This window comes from Pseudomonas cucumis (assembly GCF_030687935.1).
Classification (GTDB): Bacteria; Pseudomonadota; Gammaproteobacteria; order Pseudomonadales; family Pseudomonadaceae; genus Aquipseudomonas; species Aquipseudomonas cucumis.
The window spans coordinates 4,286,080-4,303,215 of the sequence record NZ_CP117454.1 but is presented as its reverse complement, the minus strand read 5'-3'; the positions used below and the strand labels follow the sequence as shown (position 1 = coordinate 4,303,215).

Annotated in this window: 16 protein-coding genes, 2 tRNA genes and 2 rRNA genes; 12 read left to right on the top strand and 8 right to left on the bottom strand. The window is 56.7% G+C overall.

All coding sequences use genetic code 11. The features are described from left to right. The first annotated feature begins 23 nt into the window (after positions 1-23). The 6 genes from PSH97_RS19435 to PSH97_RS19410 all read left to right on the top strand — a co-directional run bounded on the left by PSH97_RS19435 (position 24) and on the right by PSH97_RS19410 (position 6,354). Positions 24-100 (top strand) — tRNA-Ile (locus tag PSH97_RS19435). A 30-nt stretch (positions 101-130) separates the two neighbouring features. Continuing rightward, positions 131-206, top strand: a tRNA-Ala gene (locus PSH97_RS19430). Positions 207-441: 235 nt separating this feature from the next. Beyond that, positions 442-3,332, top strand: a 23S ribosomal RNA gene (locus tag PSH97_RS19425). A gap of 154 nt (positions 3,333-3,486) precedes the next feature. Then, positions 3,487-3,602 (top strand): 5S ribosomal RNA (gene rrf, locus PSH97_RS19420). Between the two features lie 226 nt (positions 3,603-3,828). Continuing rightward, positions 3,829-5,721 (top strand): penicillin-binding protein 2, encoded by a 1,893-nt coding sequence (gene mrdA / locus PSH97_RS19415; RefSeq protein WP_305446313.1) that lies wholly within the window; start codon positions 3,829-3,831, stop codon positions 5,719-5,721. 276 nt (positions 5,722-5,997) lie between these two features. Further along, complete coding sequence (locus PSH97_RS19410; protein WP_305446312.1) at positions 5,998-6,354, top strand: hypothetical protein; 357 nt, start codon at positions 5,998-6,000, stop codon at positions 6,352-6,354. A 51-nt stretch (positions 6,355-6,405) separates the two neighbouring features. Here the strand turns inward: PSH97_RS19410 and PSH97_RS19405 are convergent, their stop codons facing one another. From PSH97_RS19405 to PSH97_RS19390, 4 genes are all read right to left on the bottom strand, one after another. After that, positions 6,406-6,660 carry a DUF1652 domain-containing protein gene (locus PSH97_RS19405; RefSeq protein ID WP_305449834.1) on the bottom strand — a complete coding sequence of 85 codons (255 nt, stop codon included), beginning with the start codon at positions 6,658-6,660 and terminating at the stop codon, positions 6,406-6,408. 149 nt (positions 6,661-6,809) lie between these two features. Then, complete coding sequence (locus tag PSH97_RS19400; RefSeq protein WP_305446311.1) at positions 6,810-7,211, bottom strand: lysozyme inhibitor LprI family protein; 402 nt, start codon at positions 7,209-7,211, stop codon at positions 6,810-6,812. 102 nt (positions 7,212-7,313) lie between these two features. Next, on the bottom strand, positions 7,314-7,712 hold the full coding sequence (locus tag PSH97_RS19395; protein WP_305446310.1) for a GFA family protein: 399 nt from the start codon (positions 7,710-7,712) through the stop codon (positions 7,314-7,316). Continuing rightward, a complete protein-coding gene (locus tag PSH97_RS19390; protein WP_305446309.1) occupies positions 7,705-8,652 on the bottom strand; it encodes an ADP-ribosylglycohydrolase family protein in 948 nt (315 codons plus the stop codon). Before PSH97_RS19390 ends, PSH97_RS19395 begins: the two co-directional genes overlap by 8 nt. A gap of 198 nt (positions 8,653-8,850) precedes the next feature. On the opposite strand from PSH97_RS19390, the gene PSH97_RS19385 reads away from it, so the two are divergent. Beyond that, positions 8,851-9,336 (top strand): SRPBCC family protein, encoded by a 486-nt coding sequence (locus tag PSH97_RS19385; protein WP_007907615.1) that lies wholly within the window; start codon positions 8,851-8,853, stop codon positions 9,334-9,336. Between the two features lie 533 nt (positions 9,337-9,869). On the opposite strand, the gene PSH97_RS19380 is transcribed toward PSH97_RS19385, so the two are convergent. Then, complete coding sequence (locus PSH97_RS19380; protein ID WP_305446308.1) at positions 9,870-10,799, bottom strand: AraC family transcriptional regulator; 930 nt, start codon at positions 10,797-10,799, stop codon at positions 9,870-9,872. Between the two features lie 203 nt (positions 10,800-11,002). On the opposite strand from PSH97_RS19380, the gene PSH97_RS19375 reads away from it, so the two are divergent. The 3 genes from PSH97_RS19375 to PSH97_RS19365 are packed head-to-tail and all read left to right on the top strand — an operon-like array spanning position 11,003 to position 12,919. After that, a complete protein-coding gene (locus PSH97_RS19375; protein ID WP_305446307.1) occupies positions 11,003-11,740 on the top strand; it encodes an SDR family oxidoreductase in 738 nt (245 codons plus the stop codon). 31 nt (positions 11,741-11,771) lie between these two features. Beyond that, a complete protein-coding gene (locus PSH97_RS19370; protein ID WP_305446306.1) occupies positions 11,772-12,029 on the top strand; it encodes an Atu4866 domain-containing protein in 258 nt (85 codons plus the stop codon). Positions 12,030-12,082: 53 nt separating this feature from the next. Next, positions 12,083-12,919: an SDR family NAD(P)-dependent oxidoreductase gene (locus PSH97_RS19365; protein ID WP_305446305.1), complete on the top strand. Its 837-nt coding sequence runs from the start codon at positions 12,083-12,085 to the stop codon at positions 12,917-12,919. Positions 12,920-12,960: 41 nt separating this feature from the next. Here PSH97_RS19365 and inhA read toward each other — a convergent pair whose 3' ends face one another. Next, positions 12,961-13,647, bottom strand: a complete 687-nt coding sequence (gene inhA / locus PSH97_RS19360; RefSeq protein WP_305446304.1) for an isonitrile hydratase — start codon at positions 13,645-13,647, stop codon at positions 12,961-12,963. A gap of 91 nt (positions 13,648-13,738) precedes the next feature. Here inhA and PSH97_RS19355 point away from each other — a divergent pair, with 91 nt between their 5' ends. After that, the gene (locus PSH97_RS19355) at positions 13,739-14,731 is read left to right on the top strand and encodes a GlxA family transcriptional regulator (protein WP_305446303.1); all 993 of its coding nucleotides are present in this window, start codon (positions 13,739-13,741) and stop codon (positions 14,729-14,731) included. Here the strand turns inward: PSH97_RS19355 and PSH97_RS19350 are convergent. Beyond that, entirely contained in the window at positions 14,700-15,602 is a 903-nt protein-coding gene (locus tag PSH97_RS19350; RefSeq protein WP_305446302.1) for an alpha/beta fold hydrolase, read from the bottom strand. The two genes, PSH97_RS19355 and PSH97_RS19350, sit on opposite strands and share 32 nt — an antisense overlap. 58 nt (positions 15,603-15,660) lie before the next feature. Next, positions 15,661-16,050, bottom strand: coding sequence for a hypothetical protein (locus PSH97_RS19345; RefSeq protein WP_105344287.1), 390 nt, complete (start codon positions 16,048-16,050; stop codon positions 15,661-15,663). Positions 16,051-16,737: 687 nt separating this feature from the next. Here PSH97_RS19345 and PSH97_RS19340 point away from each other — a divergent pair. Continuing rightward, positions 16,738-17,112 carry a DUF6124 family protein gene (locus PSH97_RS19340; protein WP_305446301.1) on the top strand — a complete coding sequence of 125 codons (375 nt, stop codon included), beginning with the start codon at positions 16,738-16,740 and terminating at the stop codon, positions 17,110-17,112. The last annotated feature ends 24 nt before the right edge of the window (positions 17,113-17,136 follow it).

The following is a 17,136-nucleotide window of genomic DNA, read 5'->3' as shown; positions in this document are numbered from 1 at the left end:
ACGATAAGAAGCAGCCCGAAATTGGGTCTGTAGCTCAGTTGGTTAGAGCGCACCCCTGATAAGGGTGAGGTCGGCAGTTCGAATCTGCCCAGACCCACCAATTTTGTGTGGGAAACGCCTGTAGAAATACGGGGCCATAGCTCAGCTGGGAGAGCGCCTGCCTTGCACGCAGGAGGTCAACGGTTCGATCCCGTTTGGCTCCACCACTACTGCTTCTGTTTGTTGAAAGCTTAGAAATGAGCATTCCATCCTGGTGATGGTGAATGTTGATTTCTAGTCTTTGATTAGATCGTTCTTTAAAAATTTGGGTATGTGATAGAAAGATAGACTGATGGCCACTTTCACTGGTGGTGATCAGGCTAAGGTAAAATTTGTGAGTTTAATCGCGAATTTTCGGCGAATGTCGTCTTCACAGTATAACCAGATTGCTTGGGGTTATATGGTCAAGTGAAGAAGCGCATACGGTGGATGCCTTGGCAGTCAGAGGCGATGAAAGACGTGGTAGCCTGCGAAAAGCTTCGGGGAGTCGGCAAACAGACTTTGATCCGGAGATGTCTGAATGGGGGAACCCAGCCATCATAAGATGGTTATCTTAAGCTGAATACATAGGCTTAAGAGGCGAACCAGGGGAACTGAAACATCTAAGTACCCTGAGGAAAAGAAATCAACCGAGATTCCCTTAGTAGTGGCGAGCGAACGGGGACTAGCCCTTAAGTGGCTTTGAGATTAGCGGAACGCTCTGGAAAGTGCGGCCATAGTGGGTGATAGCCCTGTACGCGAAAATCTCTTGGTCATGAAATCGAGTAGGACGGAGCACGAGAAACTTTGTCTGAATATGGGGGGACCATCCTCCAAGGCTAAATACTACTGACTGACCGATAGTGAACTAGTACCGTGAGGGAAAGGCGAAAAGAACCCCGGAGAGGGGAGTGAAATAGATCCTGAAACCGTATGCGTACAAGCAGTGGGAGCCCACTTTGTTGGGTGACTGCGTACCTTTTGTATAATGGGTCAGCGACTTATTTTCAGTGGCGAGCTTAACCGAATAGGGGAGGCGTAGCGAAAGCGAGTCTTAATAGGGCGTCTAGTCGCTGGGAATAGACCCGAAACCGGGCGATCTATCCATGGGCAGGTTGAAGGTTGGGTAACACTAACTGGAGGACCGAACCGACTACCGTTGAAAAGTTAGCGGATGACCTGTGGATCGGAGTGAAAGGCTAATCAAGCTCGGAGATAGCTGGTTCTCCTCGAAAGCTATTTAGGTAGCGCCTCATGTATCACTGTAGGGGGTAGAGCACTGTTTCGGCTAGGGGGTCATCCCGACTTACCAAACCGATGCAAACTCCGAATACCTACAAGTGCCGAGCATGGGAGACACACGGCGGGTGCTAACGTCCGTCGTGAAAAGGGAAACAACCCAGACCGTCAGCTAAGGTCCCAAAGTTATGGTTAAGTGGGAAACGATGTGGGAAGGCTTAGACAGCTAGGAGGTTGGCTTAGAAGCAGCCACCCTTTAAAGAAAGCGTAATAGCTCACTAGTCGAGTCGGCCTGCGCGGAAGATGTAACGGGGCTCAAACCATACACCGAAGCTACGGGTATCACTTAGGTGATGCGGTAGAGGAGCGTTCTGTAAGCCTGTGAAGGTGAGTTGAGAAGCTTGCTGGAGGTATCAGAAGTGCGAATGCTGACATGAGTAACGACAATGGGTGTGAAAAACACCCACGCCGAAAGACCAAGGTTTCCTGCGCAACGTTAATCGACGCAGGGTTAGTCGGTCCCTAAGGCGAGGCTGAAAAGCGTAGTCGATGGAAAACAGGTTAATATTCCTGTACTTCTGGTTATTGCGATGGAGGGACGGAGAAGGCTAGGCCAGCTTGGCGTTGGTTGTCCAAGTTTAAGGTGGTAGGCTGAGATCTTAGGTAAATCCGGGATCTTAAGGCCGAGAGCTGATGACGAGTGTTCTTTTAGAACACGAAGTGGTTGATGCCATGCTTCCAAGAAAAGCTTCTAAGCTTCAGGTAACCAGGAACCGTACCCCAAACCGACACAGGTGGTTGGGTAGAGAATACCAAGGCGCTTGAGAGAACTCGGGTGAAGGAACTAGGCAAAATGGCACCGTAACTTCGGGAGAAGGTGCGCCGGTGAGGGTGAAGCATTTACTGCATAAGCCCACGCCGGTCGAAGATACCAGGCCGCTGCGACTGTTTATTAAAAACACAGCACTCTGCAAACACGAAAGTGGACGTATAGGGTGTGACGCCTGCCCGGTGCCGGAAGGTTAATTGATGGGGTTAGCTAACGCGAAGCTCTTGATCGAAGCCCCGGTAAACGGCGGCCGTAACTATAACGGTCCTAAGGTAGCGAAATTCCTTGTCGGGTAAGTTCCGACCTGCACGAATGGCGTAACGATGGCGGCGCTGTCTCCACCCGAGACTCAGTGAAATTGAAATCGCTGTGAAGATGCAGTGTATCCGCGGCTAGACGGAAAGACCCCGTGAACCTTTACTATAGCTTTGCACTGGACTTTGAATTTGCTTGTGTAGGATAGGTGGGAGGCTTTGAAGCGTGGACGCCAGTTCGCGTGGAGCCAACCTTGAAATACCACCCTGGCAACTTTGAGGTCTAACTCAGGTCCGTTATCCGGATCGAGGACAGTGTATGGTGGGTAGTTTGACTGGGGCGGTCTCCTCCTAAAGAGTAACGGAGGAGTACGAAGGTGCGCTCAGACCGGTCGGAAATCGGTCGTAGAGTATAAAGGCAAAAGCGCGCTTGACTGCGAGACAGACACGTCGAGCAGGTACGAAAGTAGGTCTTAGTGATCCGGTGGTTCTGTATGGAAGGGCCATCGCTCAACGGATAAAAGGTACTCCGGGGATAACAGGCTGATACCGCCCAAGAGTTCATATCGACGGCGGTGTTTGGCACCTCGATGTCGGCTCATCACATCCTGGGGCTGAAGCCGGTCCCAAGGGTATGGCTGTTCGCCATTTAAAGTGGTACGCGAGCTGGGTTTAGAACGTCGTGAGACAGTTCGGTCCCTATCTGCCGTGGACGTTTGAGATTTGAGAGGGGCTGCTCCTAGTACGAGAGGACCGGAGTGGACGAACCTCTGGTGTTCCGGTTGTCACGCCAGTGGCATTGCCGGGTAGCTATGTTCGGAATAGATAACCGCTGAAAGCATCTAAGCGGGAAACTAGCCTCAAGATGAGATCTCACTGGGACCTTGAGTCCCCTGAAGGGCCGTCGAAGACTACGACGTTGATAGGTTGGGTGTGTAAGCGCTGTGAGGCGTTGAGCTAACCAATACTAATTGCCCGTGAGGCTTGACCATATAACACCCAAGCAATTTGCTGACCTGAAGAGGCACCAGATTGCGGTGTGTGAAGACGAAACGAACCGAAAGTTCGAGAAACAAACACACAAACTATCGCATACCCATTCGCTGGAGCGTGAGCCGCAAGGCAAACGAGCTGGCTACCGAATTTCTTGACGACCATAGAGCATTGGAACCACCTGATCCCATCCCGAACTCAGCAGTGAAACGATGCATCGCCGATGGTAGTGTGGGGTTTCCCCATGTGAGAGTAGGTCATCGTCAAGATTAAATTCCGAAACCCCTATCTGCGTATGCAGGTAGGGGTTTTGTTTTGCCTGGAGGAAAGTGCCGTGATAGCTATTTTGGGTAACAGCTGCATTGTTCATGAAGTTTCGGGAGAACGGGGGCTAAAGTAGCCACGCCGTTTTTGGAATGGTGCAGCCCTTTTTCACGGGCTGATTTCAAGCCCATGGATCGGCACCTCCTCTACAGTCAAAGAGTTGCCGCAGAAATGCCTGAACCGATACCAATCAAGGACCACGAAAAAGAGACGCGCCTGGTCAACAAAAGACTGATGGCCTGCGCCTTGTTCGTCGTCGCTATTACCTGTGCGCTGGTGGTGCGGCTGTATGTTCTGCAGGTGGTCGAATACGACTACCACTCGACGATCTCCGAAAACAACCGTGTACACGTATTGCCGATTGCCCCTACCCGCGGGTTGATTTATGACCGCAACGGTGTGCTTTTGGCGGATAACCGACCCAGTTACAACCTGACCATCACCCGCGAACGCGCCTCCGATGTCAAAGAAGAGTTGGATGATGTAGTCAACCTCCTGCACTTGCCGGCTGAAGACCGCACGCTGTTCGACAAGGCGATGAAGCAGGCTCGACATCCCTTCGTGCCCGTCACCTTGTTCTATGAACTCAGCGAAGAACAGATCGCGGTGTTGGCAGCCAACGAATTCCGTTTGCCAGGGATCGACGTAGAGCCACAGTTCGTTCGCCACTACCCGATGGGCGCACACTTCGCACACTCGATCGGCTACGTCGGCCGCATCAACGAAAAAGAATCCAAGGCTCTGGATACGGTGGAATACCGTGGCACCCAATCCATTGGCAAGACCGGCATCGAGAGATTCTACGAGTCCGAGTTACACGGCCATGTGGGTTATGAAGAAGTCGAGACCAACGCTCAGGGCCGCGTGCTGCGAGTGCTCAAACACACCGACCCGGTCCCCGGTAAAAACATCGTACTGAGCCTCGACGTCAAACTTCAGGAAGCAGCCGAGGAGGCGTTGGGTGATCGCCGTGGCTCGGTGGTTGCTCTCGACCCGTCGACCGGTGAAGTGTTGGCCATGGTCAGTAAGCCAAGCTTCGACCCGAACATGTTCGTGACAGGCATCAGCTTCAAGGAATACGCGGCGCTGCACGATTCTATCGACCGGCCGCTGTTCAACCGCGTGCTGCGGGGACTCTACGCGCCCGGTTCGACCATCAAGCCTGAAGTGGCCATTGCCGGCCTCGACGCCGGGGTGGTCACTGCGCAGACTCGCGTCTTCGATCCGGGTTATTACCAGCTACCGGATTTCGATCATAAATACCGTAACTGGAACCACAGCGGCGATGGTTGGGTGGACATGGACGCGGCGATCATGCGCTCCAACGACACCTATTTCTACGACCTGGCGCACAAGCTGGGTATCGATCGCCTGCATGACTACATGGCCATGTTCGGTCTCGGCGAGAAAGTCTCGCTGGACATGTTCGAAGAGTCTGCGGGGTTGATGCCATCCCAGGCCTGGAAACGCGCTACACGCCGTCAGCCGTGGTTCCCCGGCGAGACAGTGATCCTCGGCATCGGTCAGGGATACATGCAGGTCACGCCCCTGCAGCTGGCCCAAGCCACCGCGCTGATCGCCAACAAAGGTGTGTGGAACCGACCACACCTGGCCAAAACAGTGGATGGCCTAGCGCCGGTGGACGAGCATCCGATGCCGAACATCCTGCTCAAGGACCCGCATGACTGGGAGCAGGTCAATCACGGCATGCAGATGGTGATGCACGATGCTCACGGGATTGCCCGAGCGGCAGCGGCCGGGGCTCAGTACCGCATCGCCGGCAAGAGCGGGACCGCGCAAGTGGTGGCGATCAAGCAGGGTGAACGCTACAACCGGGCGAAAACTCCGGAGCGCAACCGTGACAATGCCTTGTTCGTCGGTTTCGCCCCGGCCGAACATCCGAAAATTGTCATCTCGGTCATGATCGAAAACGGCGAGGCCGGAGGTCGCGTCGCCGGTCCCGTAGTACGGAAAATCATGGACGCCTGGTTGCTCGATCAGGATGGTCACCTGAAGCCTCAATACGCCGTGCCGAGCAAAGCACCGGGCGATTCTCACGTCTAACCATGAAAGCTTCACAGTACAGGCTCACGAATACCAAGCATGTGCTGGAAGCTTCCAGAAAATACGGTCCACGACATCGGATTTCACACGAACCCGTAAATTTTTTGGCTTTTTAGCGCGTCAGAACGAGACCATCTGCAGAATGTTGCGTCAGCTATCGCAGTTTGAGACAAGCACAGATACCCCCGCTCGGAACATTTCATCGCCCGGCGATTGACGACGTTCGAGCGCAAGCGCGAAATGATTGTTCACCGATTGCCAGTCAGAGGGTAAAAAATGGCAAGCATAATGGTCCTGGCGGGGGACTTTCTGCAGGGTGATGGAGAGTACAGAGACGGCGTTTTTACGCTCAGGACGTCGATTCACCCGTGGCCCGGCATCACCCTCCCGCTTTCATCGTTCAAGCGCATAGAAGTGGCCAATGAGGATTCGATCAACAACATTAAGGGGGCTATCGGCTTCGGCGTGGCGGGTGCCATGTTGCTGGGACCGATCGGCGCAATTGCCGGTTTCATGTTGGCGGGCAAGGAAACCGAAGTGACCTTTCTGGCAACACTCAAGGATGGCCGAAGGTTCCTGGCGGCTGTAGATAGCGCCACATTTGAAGAAATTTCCCGAAAAATTCCGTCATAAGCCGACGACGGACTTGCGCCGCACCACCGTCGTGGTGCGGCGCGCACCGGTTCAGCTGAAAAACTTCGGATGTTGGCCTTTGTGAGCTGCGATTTCTTGCCGCATATCAGCCAGCAGCGATGCGATCGCGTGGGGGCTGTCCAATGTCCATACCGGAACATGGGTGGCCACCAGATCCACCTTGCCAGTCATGCAATCGCAAACACGAATCGTCATGGACTGGTCCGCTTCCAGGCTGCAAGTGCAGACGGCGGGCAGAAAACTGTGCTCAATGATGTTTTGAATTTCCAGGGTCGAAAGGAACATCGCTACCTCCCTCACGCCAGATGTGTGGCCGGGCAAATGCTCCGTCATTCACCCTTAGCCCGAAAATTTTAATCCTGAATAGAGGGTGTCTCAAGACCGTAACAGGTCTCGTCGTCTCATCGGCTGTCGCGACTGGCGACAAAACCACATCAAGCCCCAGGCACCGGACAACTCAAATCCCCTTCCTGACACTTCAAGTAAGTCTTGAAAGCCTCGACCCGCGCCTTCGTCAGATCGGTGATGCAGTTGCTGTAGATCAGCGGATACACACTGCCACCCGCCACTCCGGACGCCGAAAACTTGCACTCGGCATCGCGAAATGCAATCCACGAGCGTTGAGCGACGACCAACAGCTTTTTGGTATCGGGGCTGTCCTTCAATCGCGCTGTGATTTGCTGGTAAAGCGCATTCAGCTCTTTGTCGGTCGTCTTGTTCTGCTGCGCCGCGCACTGATTCATCGTCGTCTGGTCAGTGGCATTGTCGCAGTCGATGGCATGCGCAATAGGAGTGAACAGCAGCGGCGTCAGCGCAAGGAGAAAACGTGGGGGCATGGTGGGCTCGCGGTGGTGATGGAAAGTTGGGGGGCAGTGTAGCGGGGCGCCGCCAGCCAACAAATCAGAGTCTGACGTAGCCCTTATGCTGTATCCGGAAAACTATGTCTGCCACTCCGGACATCTCTCATTCGATTCATATTCAAGCCAGGACACGTCATGGGACGTCCAGATATGAGCCTGAGGCGTCGTTTTCGGATCATCGTCGAGAGTCGCCACGCGAACGATTACATGGGCCTGGGCCAAGCGTTCTGCCATCAGATGCGATCCGCAGATCGAACAGAAATGCCGAAGCTTGCCCGGCGACGACTCATAGGTGCTTAGCCGATTCTGTCCTTTTATCCAGCGAAAATGCTCACGCATGACCCCGGCCGTCGAGGCGAATGCTGCTGCATGTGCCTTGCGGCAGGTGTGGCAGTGGCAGTGACTGATGGGCGTGTCAAGGCTATCAAGTTCGTATTCGATGGCTTTGCACAAGCAGCTGCCATGCAAATTATTCATGGGGCTTTCCTGGTTGTGTGGCTGAGATGTCGGCAGCGGCGGCGGCCCGAAGCAGGGTGTCAGCCGTGGTCTCGATATCTTCGCGCATGTGCAACTTCGCCAGCCAGCCTTCAGGGATGGCCTGTACACCGTAGTGAGCCCCGGCCAACTGGCCGACGATGGCGGCAGTGGTATCGGCGTCGTCGCCCAGGTTCGCGGCTTCGAGGATGGCGGCTTCAAAACTGTCAGTGTGGTGAAAGCACCACAAGGCCGCTTCCAGTGATGCAACGCAGTAACCGGTACCGCGAATATCGTCTTTGGATTTTCCGAGGTAATCGCCTCGTGCGATGCTCGCGACCTTCGGTTCCACGAACGTCGTCTCTGGCAGGCTCTGCAAATCCGGCTTGGGCGCGCCTTGCAATGCCTTGCGGATCAGATCGGCAAGCAACTGACAGCATTCAAGCGCCTCTGGTGCCGCGTGGGTAGTGCGCGAGCTGTCTGCGGAAAAGGTTCTGATCCGGTCGGAATCGGGAAAGTAGTACAACACTATTGGCGCTAACCGCATCAGCGAGCCGTTGCCGGCCGTGTAGGGATCGGTGGATCCAGCGAATGGTTGACCGGTTTCCTGATAACGAGCCAGCGCTTCGCGTACGGTCATGCCGATGTCGAAGCATACGCCGGTCGAACTCAGGTAGCCCCATTGCCACCAGTTGAGATAACGGCCCATTTGGTCGGCCGCATCAAAACCTTTTTTGTTCAGCAGGCTTTCTGCCAGGCAAAGTGCCATGGAAGTGTCATCGGTCCATTGCCCTGGCTTCAGATTGAAAGGGCCGCCCCCAACCATATCGGTCAGAGGGGTAAACGAGCCGCGCGGCTGAAATTCGGCACGGGTTCCAACGGCATCCCCACAAGCAAGCCCCAGCAGGGTTGCGCGATAACGTTCCGTGAGTGAAGGCTGCATGAATTTTCCTTGTAAGGGGGCACCTTGCTGCAAACGTTAGCAGCTTCAGCCCGCTGACTCCCCCCTTCAAACCAGAACTTATGGCCAAAACTGAGGCCGAATATTTCAGGTACGGGTGATTGCCACACCTGTTTGATACAACTTTAAGGTTGGTCTTATGGTCTTTACAGGCCTACTGTTCAATACAGGAGGTGACTTATGAACCCAGCATCAGATCGCATCGAAAGGAAAATCCTGCTTAAGGTGCCGCGCTCGCAGGTGTGGCGTGTGCTGGCCAATGCCGAAGCCTTTGGGCAATGGTTCGGCGTGGCACTCGAAGGCAAGCGCTTTGTCGCTGGCGAGTGGACCCAGGGGCAGATTACTTATCCTGGTTATGAGCACTTGTTGTGGAATGTACTGGTGGAGCGGGTCGAGCCGGAGCGGGTGTTTTCTTTTCGCTGGCACCCGTATGCAGTCGAACCCGATACCGATTACTCCCAGGAGCCCACCACACTGGTGAAGTTCGAACTTCAGGATATGGACGAAGGCACGTTGTTGACGGTCGTCGAGTCCGGTTTCGATCACATCCCTCAGTCACGCAGGCTCAAGGCGTTCCGCATGGACAGCCGGGGTTGGGATGAACAGATGAGCAATATCGAAAAATTTCTGGTAGACACCAAGGACCACGAGCGTCAGGGCGGCTGACAGCTGCAGGCCACGTAACTCGTGGCTTCAGTGCATAATGACGGGCTCGGCTAAGGGTTTTCGGAAGGGCGGCTATAGCGAATGTCTTACACGCGGTAGTAGCTATGTCGTCTACTGGAGATTGGATCCCAAGCGTAATCTAGCCTCATCAACTGAAGCACAGGAAGTGCTCCAGGGTCACGGATGATCGACCATAGCAAGGATTGCTGCCGACAGGGAGTCGATATGGTCTTGGGAAAAACCCGCTTCGGCGGGTTTTTTTTCGTCCGCAGAAAACAGCAGCTGCTACAAGGGCAGTTTCAAGCGTTGAATGGTCAATGGCTTACACGTAGTCGATGGTATGTCGTCTTTTGATGCTTCACAGATGCGTCTAATCTGGATTCATCAACTGAAGCACAGGAAGTGCTCAGGATCACGGATGATCGACCATATGCTAGGATGGCTGCCGACAGGATGTCGCAATGGTCTTGAGAAACCCGCTTAGGCGGGTTTTTTTTTACCTTTGATTTGCCTGATTCTGTCTGCGTGAACCGCTAGATCGCCTGAGCGCGTAGTCGGGCGATGTCCTTGCTCGGCGAGGCGCCAAACAGACGGCTGTATTCACGGCTGAATTGCGAAGGGCTTTCATAGCCCATTTTGTAGCCGACTGACGAAACGTCGCTGTTCTCCAACAACAGCAGCCGCCGCGCTTCCTGCAAGCGCAATTGCTTCTGGTATTGCAATGGGCTCATGGCGGTCACCGATTTGAAGCGGTGATGCAGCGCCGAGGTACTGAGATTGATCATCTGCGCCAGGTTTTCGATGCTCAGGGGCTCGGCGTAATGGTTGTTCAGCCATTCGATAGCACGGCTGATGCGGTGGGTCTGGGTGTCGGGGATGGCGATTTCATGCAAGCGTTGACCCTGCTCGCCGCGCAATAACCGATAGAAAATTTCCTGTTGCGCCAGTGGTGCCAGGGTTGCGATGTCGTCCGGTGTTTCCAGCAACCTCAGTAGCCGCAACACGGCATCCAGTAAGGGGGCGTCGATCCGGTCCAGAAACAGCCCACGTCCAGTATTCCTCATGCCAGGCACCCCAATCGGGCTGACGTCGGCGATCAAACGGCAGATCTGCGCCGGGTCGATGTCCAGACGCAGACACAGATAAGGCCGATCCGGGCTGGCCTCGATCACTTTGCCGGCCAAGGGCAGGGTGACCGACACCACCAGGTAATTGAGCGGGTCGTAGATGTAGCTTTCAGCGGCCAGGCGTACTTCCTTGCGTCCCTCGACAATCACGCACAGTCCCGGTTTGTGCACCGTGTGCAGATCTTCAGTGGGATGGTCGCTGCGGATCAGGTGCAAGTCCTTGATCGGCGTGGCGTGAACGCCGTATTCCGGGGCAAAGCGCTTCATCAGGCTCACCAGTTCGGCGCGCCGAACGTCGACGCCGTCCTGGGCGTTCGCGGAAATAGAAGTCGTCATGCTGAACAATCTCCTGGGCCGATGGTTGAATCGGGCTAGTAAAACCGATTGCGCGCGTGTCGACCAGCCTCGGTTTCGCTCCTACAGGATCGTGCAAGAACCCAGGAGAAACCGGCTAACGAAACCCATCGAAGCGTCCCTAATCTGGACCTGTCGCAACGACCCCATCCGGGATGTTCCAGCTTCCAGATAAGGAAAAAGTCATGTCCAACATTCAAGGCAAAGTGGTTGTCATTACCGGCGCCAGCAGTGGAATCGGCGAAGCCAGTGCACGTCTTTTGGCCAGTCAGGGCGCCCATGTGGTTCTCGGTGCCCGGCGCGTCGATCGCCTGGAAACACTGGTTGCAGAACTCAACGCGGCCGACCAGAGCGCAGCGTTCAGGGCGGTGGACGTCACCCGCCGCGATGATGTGCAGGCCTTCATCGATTTCGCCGTCGAACGCTTTGGCCGGGTCGATGTAATCGTCAACAACGCCGGAGTCATGCCCCTGTCGAAACTCGAGGCGCTGAAGGTCGAGGAGTGGGACCGGATGATCGACGTCAACATCCGTGGCGTCCTTCACGGCATCGCTGCCGGGTTGCCATTGATGCAGCGTCAGCGCTGCGGCCAGTTCATCAACATTGCCTCCATCGGTGCCTACACCGTCAGCCCGACCGCCGCCGTGTATTGCGCCACCAAATTCGCCGTGCGGGCGATTTCCGAAGGCTTGCGCCAGGAGGTCGGTGGCGATGTGCGAGTCACGGTGATTTCCCCCGGCGTGACCGAATCCGAGCTGGCCGAGAGCATTTCCGATGCCGGTGGCCGCGCCGAAATGCGTGAATTCCGCAAGATTGCCATTCCTGCCGCGGCTATCGCCCGGGCCATTGCCTACGCCATCGATCAGCCGGCCGATGTGGATGTCAGCGAATTGATCGTGCGGCCGACGGCCAGTCCGTTCTGAATCGTCACCTGTTGAAGTCGGGAGAGCTGAAATGACTAAAACATCAGGCAATCAAGACAAATACGTCGGGCTGTGGGTCACCGCTGACGGCGTGATCCGCCACCAACTGCTGCCCGGCGGCCGCTACGACGAAGCGCGCGGCCGGCGGGAAAGCGCTTATCTGGGGCGCTATTGGCTGGAGGGCGACCACATCGAATACGTCGACGACACCGGTTTCACGGCTGATGGCGACTTTCGCGACGGGGTGCTCTATCACGCCGGGATGGTGCTGTACCGCCGGCCGGAATGACGCGTCATCGTTTTTATCGAGCAAGTCATGCACTGAAACAGAGGAACCTACTCATGAAAAACTCTCCTAAAATCTGGTTTATCACCGGCGCCTCCAAGGGCCTCGGCTTGGCCCTCGCGCAACAGGTGTTGGCCTTGGGGGATCGCGTCGCCGCCACCTCCCGTAACCTCGGGGAGCTGCATGCCGCCAGCGAGCGCTTTCTACCATTGCAAGTCGACTTGATGAATGAATCCAGCGTGGCCAGCGCTATTGCAAGCACCGTTGAAGTTTTCGGCAGCCTTGATGTCGTCGTCAACTGCGCCGGTTACGGCCAGCAGGGCACCTTCGAAGCGCTGTCGGACAGCGAATTGCGGCGCAATTTCGATGTGAATCTGTTTGCGCCGCTCAATGTATTGCGTCACGCCTTGCCGCAGTTGCGGGCGCAGCGCAGTGGGCACGTGATCAATATCTCGTCGATCGTTGGCTTCGATGGCGGTTATGCCGGTTGGGGCAGTTACGTGGCGAGCAAATTCGCCCTAGGTGGCGTGACCGAAGCGCTGGCGGCAGAAGTTCAGGAGTTGGGAATCAAGGCCACCGTGGTTTATCCGGGACCGGTGCGTACGGGATTCCTGTCCAGCGCGTCGCTGGCCATTGCCGAGCGCAGGATCGATGATTACACCGCCGCGCAAGCCTCACTGGACCTGCACCAGAACACCCTTGATGGTCAGCAGGCCGGCGACCCGGACAAGATTGCCTTGGCAATCATCCAGGCGGCCAACGTCAGCGAGCCACCGCTGCACTTGTTCATGGGCCAGATTGCGGTTGACCTGGCGCAACAGAAAATCACACAGGTGCAGCAGGACTTGAACCAGTGGAAAGCCACATCGCTGGCGACGGATTTTCCGGCCTGAGTACTGGCTGCGGGGGCGATGGCTCCCGCAGCCATTTTTTTTTACTGACGGTCGAGTTTCGCCGCTGCACGTTCGGTGATTTGCGAGCGCAATTTCAACGACCCGGCAGCGCGCTTTCGGGCTTCATCCAGCACGCTGACGGGAGCTGTCTCAGGGCTTCCCGACGCAAACGGCGGCGCTGGGGCGTATTCCAGCTGCAACTGCACCAGTTGTGCGGTGTCCTTATCGAACAATTCAGCCGCCAGGGTCAGGGCAAAATCGATCCCCGCGGTGATCCCGCCACCAGTAATGAGGTTGCCGTCGCGCACCACCCGATCGTTCACCGGGATCGCTCCTAAAACTCCGAGTAATTCGTGATACGCCCAGTGCGTGGTGGCGCGTTTGCCCTTGAGCAACCCCGCCGCGCCAAGCACCAGTGCGCCGGTACAGACCGAGGTGACATAACGCGCGTTGGCGGCCTGCGCCTTGATGAAGGCCAGGGTTTCGTCATCCTCCATCAACGGTCCGACGCCGCTGCCGCCGGGGATGCAGATCACATCCAGTGGCGGGCAATCGTCGAAGGTTGTGGTCGGTTTCAACACCAGCCCGGTGCTCGCGGTGATCGGGACCAGGTCCTTCCAGATCAGGTGCACTTTCACGTCCGGCAGCGAGGCCAGCACATCATAAGGACCGGTCAGATCCAGTTGTTGAACCTGTGGAAACAACAGAAAACCGATCTGCAACGTCATGGCGTTTTTTCTCCTGATTGGGGTGGACGACTTCACTGTAGGCTCGTAGGATCTGGCGCATACGCCAATAACCCCACGAATTACGCCAAGCATGCCGAACAACCCGAAAACCATTCATGTGCTGGCCTTTGCCAATGTGCAATTGCTCGACGTCACCGGGCCGTTGCAGGTGTTCGCCTCGGCCAACGACATTGCTCGCCAGCAAGGTTTGCCGCCACCCTATGCGCCGTCGGTGATTGCCAGTGGTGGCGGGGCGGTGATGTCGTCGGCGGGGTTGGCGCTATTGGCAGAGCCGTTGCCGGATCAGGGCAGCGACACTTTGATCATTGCCGGTGGCTGGGGCGTTTACGCAGCGGCGAAAGACGAGCCGCTGGTGGCCTGGGTACGTGAGCATGCGACGGGGTGTCGGCGGGTGTCGTCGGTGTGTACCGGGGCGTTTTTGCTGGCGGCCAGCGGTTGGCTCGATGGCCGGCGGGTGGTCACGCACTGGAGCCGTTGCGAGCAATTGGCGCAGCGGCATCCCAAACTCCAGGTCGAACCCAACCCTATTTTCATCAACGACGGCCCGGTCTGGACCTCGGCCGGTGTCACCGCGGGCATTGATCTGGCCTTGGCTATGGTCGAGGAAGACCTCGGTCGGACCATGGCCCTGGACGTCGCCCGGCAATTGGTGGTGTTTCTCAAGCGTCCGGGTGGTCAGTCGCAGTTCAGCGTGACCCTGTCGCTGCAAAAGGAAGGTAATCGTTTCGACGATCTTCATGCCTGGATCAGCGAAAACCTCACCAAGGACCTCGGCATCCCGACCTTGGCCTTACAGGCGGGCATGAGCGAGCGCAGCTTCGTCCGTCACTACCGCGCCGACACCGGCCAGACCCCGGCGCGGGCCATCGAACTGATTCGGGTCGAGACTGCACGACGGCTACTGAGCGACACCGGCGTACCGATCAAACGGGTCGCGGTGCAGTGCGGGTTTGGCAGCGAAGAGACCTTGCGCCGCAGTTTTTTGCGGGCCATGGGCGTGACACCGCAAGCCTATCGCGAGCGGTTTTCCGTCAGCTCTCCAGCAGATCCAGTATTGCCTTGAGGGTCGCCTCGGGCGCTTCTTCGGGAATGTTATGCCCGACACCTGCCAGTACTCGGCGTTCGTAAGGACCGGTAAAACGCTCGGCGTCTTCATCGATTTCAGTCGCAGGGCCGACACCGTCATCGGCGCCGCACAGGGAAATCGTCGGCACGCTGATCATCGGTTGTTGGGTCAACGCTTCTTCCATCCATTCCAGCGTCGGGTCGCCGGGTGCGTACATGAACCGGTGCCGGTACGAGTGAATCACCACCTCGACGAAATCCGGATTATCGAAGGCTGGCGCACTCAAGGGATAACGTTCGGCATTTTTGGCCCAGGTCGGCGACCACAACATCCAGAGCAGTTCGCACAGTGCCCGGCGGTTTTGGGTCAAGCCTTCAACACCGCGCGGGGTGTGGAAGTAGTACTGATACCAGAAACGGTGTTCGGTCTCCGGATCCAGAGGCTGGGTAGAGTTGGGGATGTTCTGGAGGTTGTAGCCATCCCCGGTCACCAGACAGCGCACCCGCTCCGGCCATAGCGCCGCAACAATACACGCCGCCCGACCGCCCCAGTCGTAACCGCACAGGGCGGCTTGTTTGATGGCGAGGGTGTCCATCAGGTCCAGCAAGTCCTGGGCGAGGGCGGCTTGCTGGCCGGAGCGCAGGGTGTCGGGAGAATTGAAACGAGTGGGGCCGAAACCGCGCAGGTAGGTGACGATAACGCGGTAGCCCTTTGCGGCGAGGGCCGGGGCGATTTCGTCGTAGGCGCGGGGGGAGTAGGGGAAGCCGTGGAGCAGAATGACCGGGTCACCGGTGCTGGGGCCGTGCTCTTCGTAGGCGATATTGAGGCTGGGTGTCAGTGCGTATTGGATCTGCGCGTCATGGTTCATTCGACATTCCAGAGGGCTGTTTTGAGAGGCTGATTCAAATCGACTCGGGACCTTTCCCTCAGGCTTCCACGTCCGCCACCTGGTTGAAATACTTCGACCGATCCGGCGTAAATGTCACGACCATTTTGGTCCGGGAACAGGTCAGTGCCCGTTCCGCGCTCAGATCAATATCCAGATCTTCCCCGCGCAACCCCTGCCATTGGGCAAGGTATTTCAGACTTCCGTATTTTTCGAGTTTCTTCAGGCTGCGGCTGACGCCACCTTTCCAGCCTAGCACCGGAAGTTCACCAGTGAGGCATTGGTGGGCGAGGTCGGGGAAGCGGGCGGCGCGTTGACGGCCGATTTCCCAGCATTTGATCAAGCCTTTGTCGGGGCCTTCCCACAATTCAGTCCGGTTCAGGCCCGATCGGAGTGGGGTATCAATGCTGCGATGGATGCGCTGGGTCATTCTGGTTCCTTGAATTCGGGTTTTGTTGGACAGCTCCGCTGTGCCCGTTGAGCGTGGATGGTAGGGATGGATGCAGGTGCTGGCAACAAGGTATTTCCGGATGTAGGAAAGAGTTACCGCGTGTTGATTGGGCAGGTTTGTTTGGTGTTTGTAGGCGTTTGGCTTACACGATCCTGTGGCGAGGGGGCTTGCTCCCGTTCGGCTGCGCAGCAGTCGTAAAGCCAGCAAACACAGTGTTTCTGGAGGTCTGTGGTCGAACATTCAGGGGGGCGCTGCGCACCCCGACGGGAGCAAGTTCCCTCGCCACAGGTCGTCAGTAGCGTCAGGCGGAGGGTGTTTAAGTTCATTGCTTGTAAGCTTGGATCCTACAAAAAGCGTCGTAAAAGGGGACATTTCCGACGAGTTTTGGCGGTTGTAGGTTAGGAAAGGGAGCCGATAGGCTTTGGGGGTCGTTGCAAATTCAGCGACCGGGTTTGGTCACCCGTGCAATGTCAGGCGTGCAAGCGCCAACGTGAGCATGTCGGCGCTTTTTCTTGTGCTTGTCGGTATGCTTCGCGGTGGGCTGTGCGCGGGGCACTTTCGAGTGCGCCGGGTGCCTGACTTCCCGGTTGACCAACCTGCGTACCGCCCACCACCCATCGTTTGGTCACGACGGTGGTGAGCTTCATGAATGTCAGGAGTTATACCATGGTAAAAGACAGTCCCAATCCCCCCGAAACCGACGACGTTTCCCCCTACGAATCCCTAGATTCGAAAAAACTCCACGAAGCCGCTGAGCGCGCGCTCGACCACTACCTCAAGCCACCGCCCAAACAATCCGAAGGCCGTAAGCCAAGCAGGATGTTTCTGGTTGCGCCGGATATGGATAACGAAAGTCTGCTGGCCCATGTCTGCGAATCACTGGCCTCGGCCAGTGTAATGACCAGCGACATTGCCGCGTATGTCGACGCCCCGCAGCGGCATACGCTCCTGGCGATTCAGCAGGTGATCATGCTGGCCGAGCTGGCGGTGAACCGGGTGCTGGATAACGTCGACGTACCGAAGCCTGCGCCACACAGCTGATCCATTGTGGGAGCGGGCTTGCTC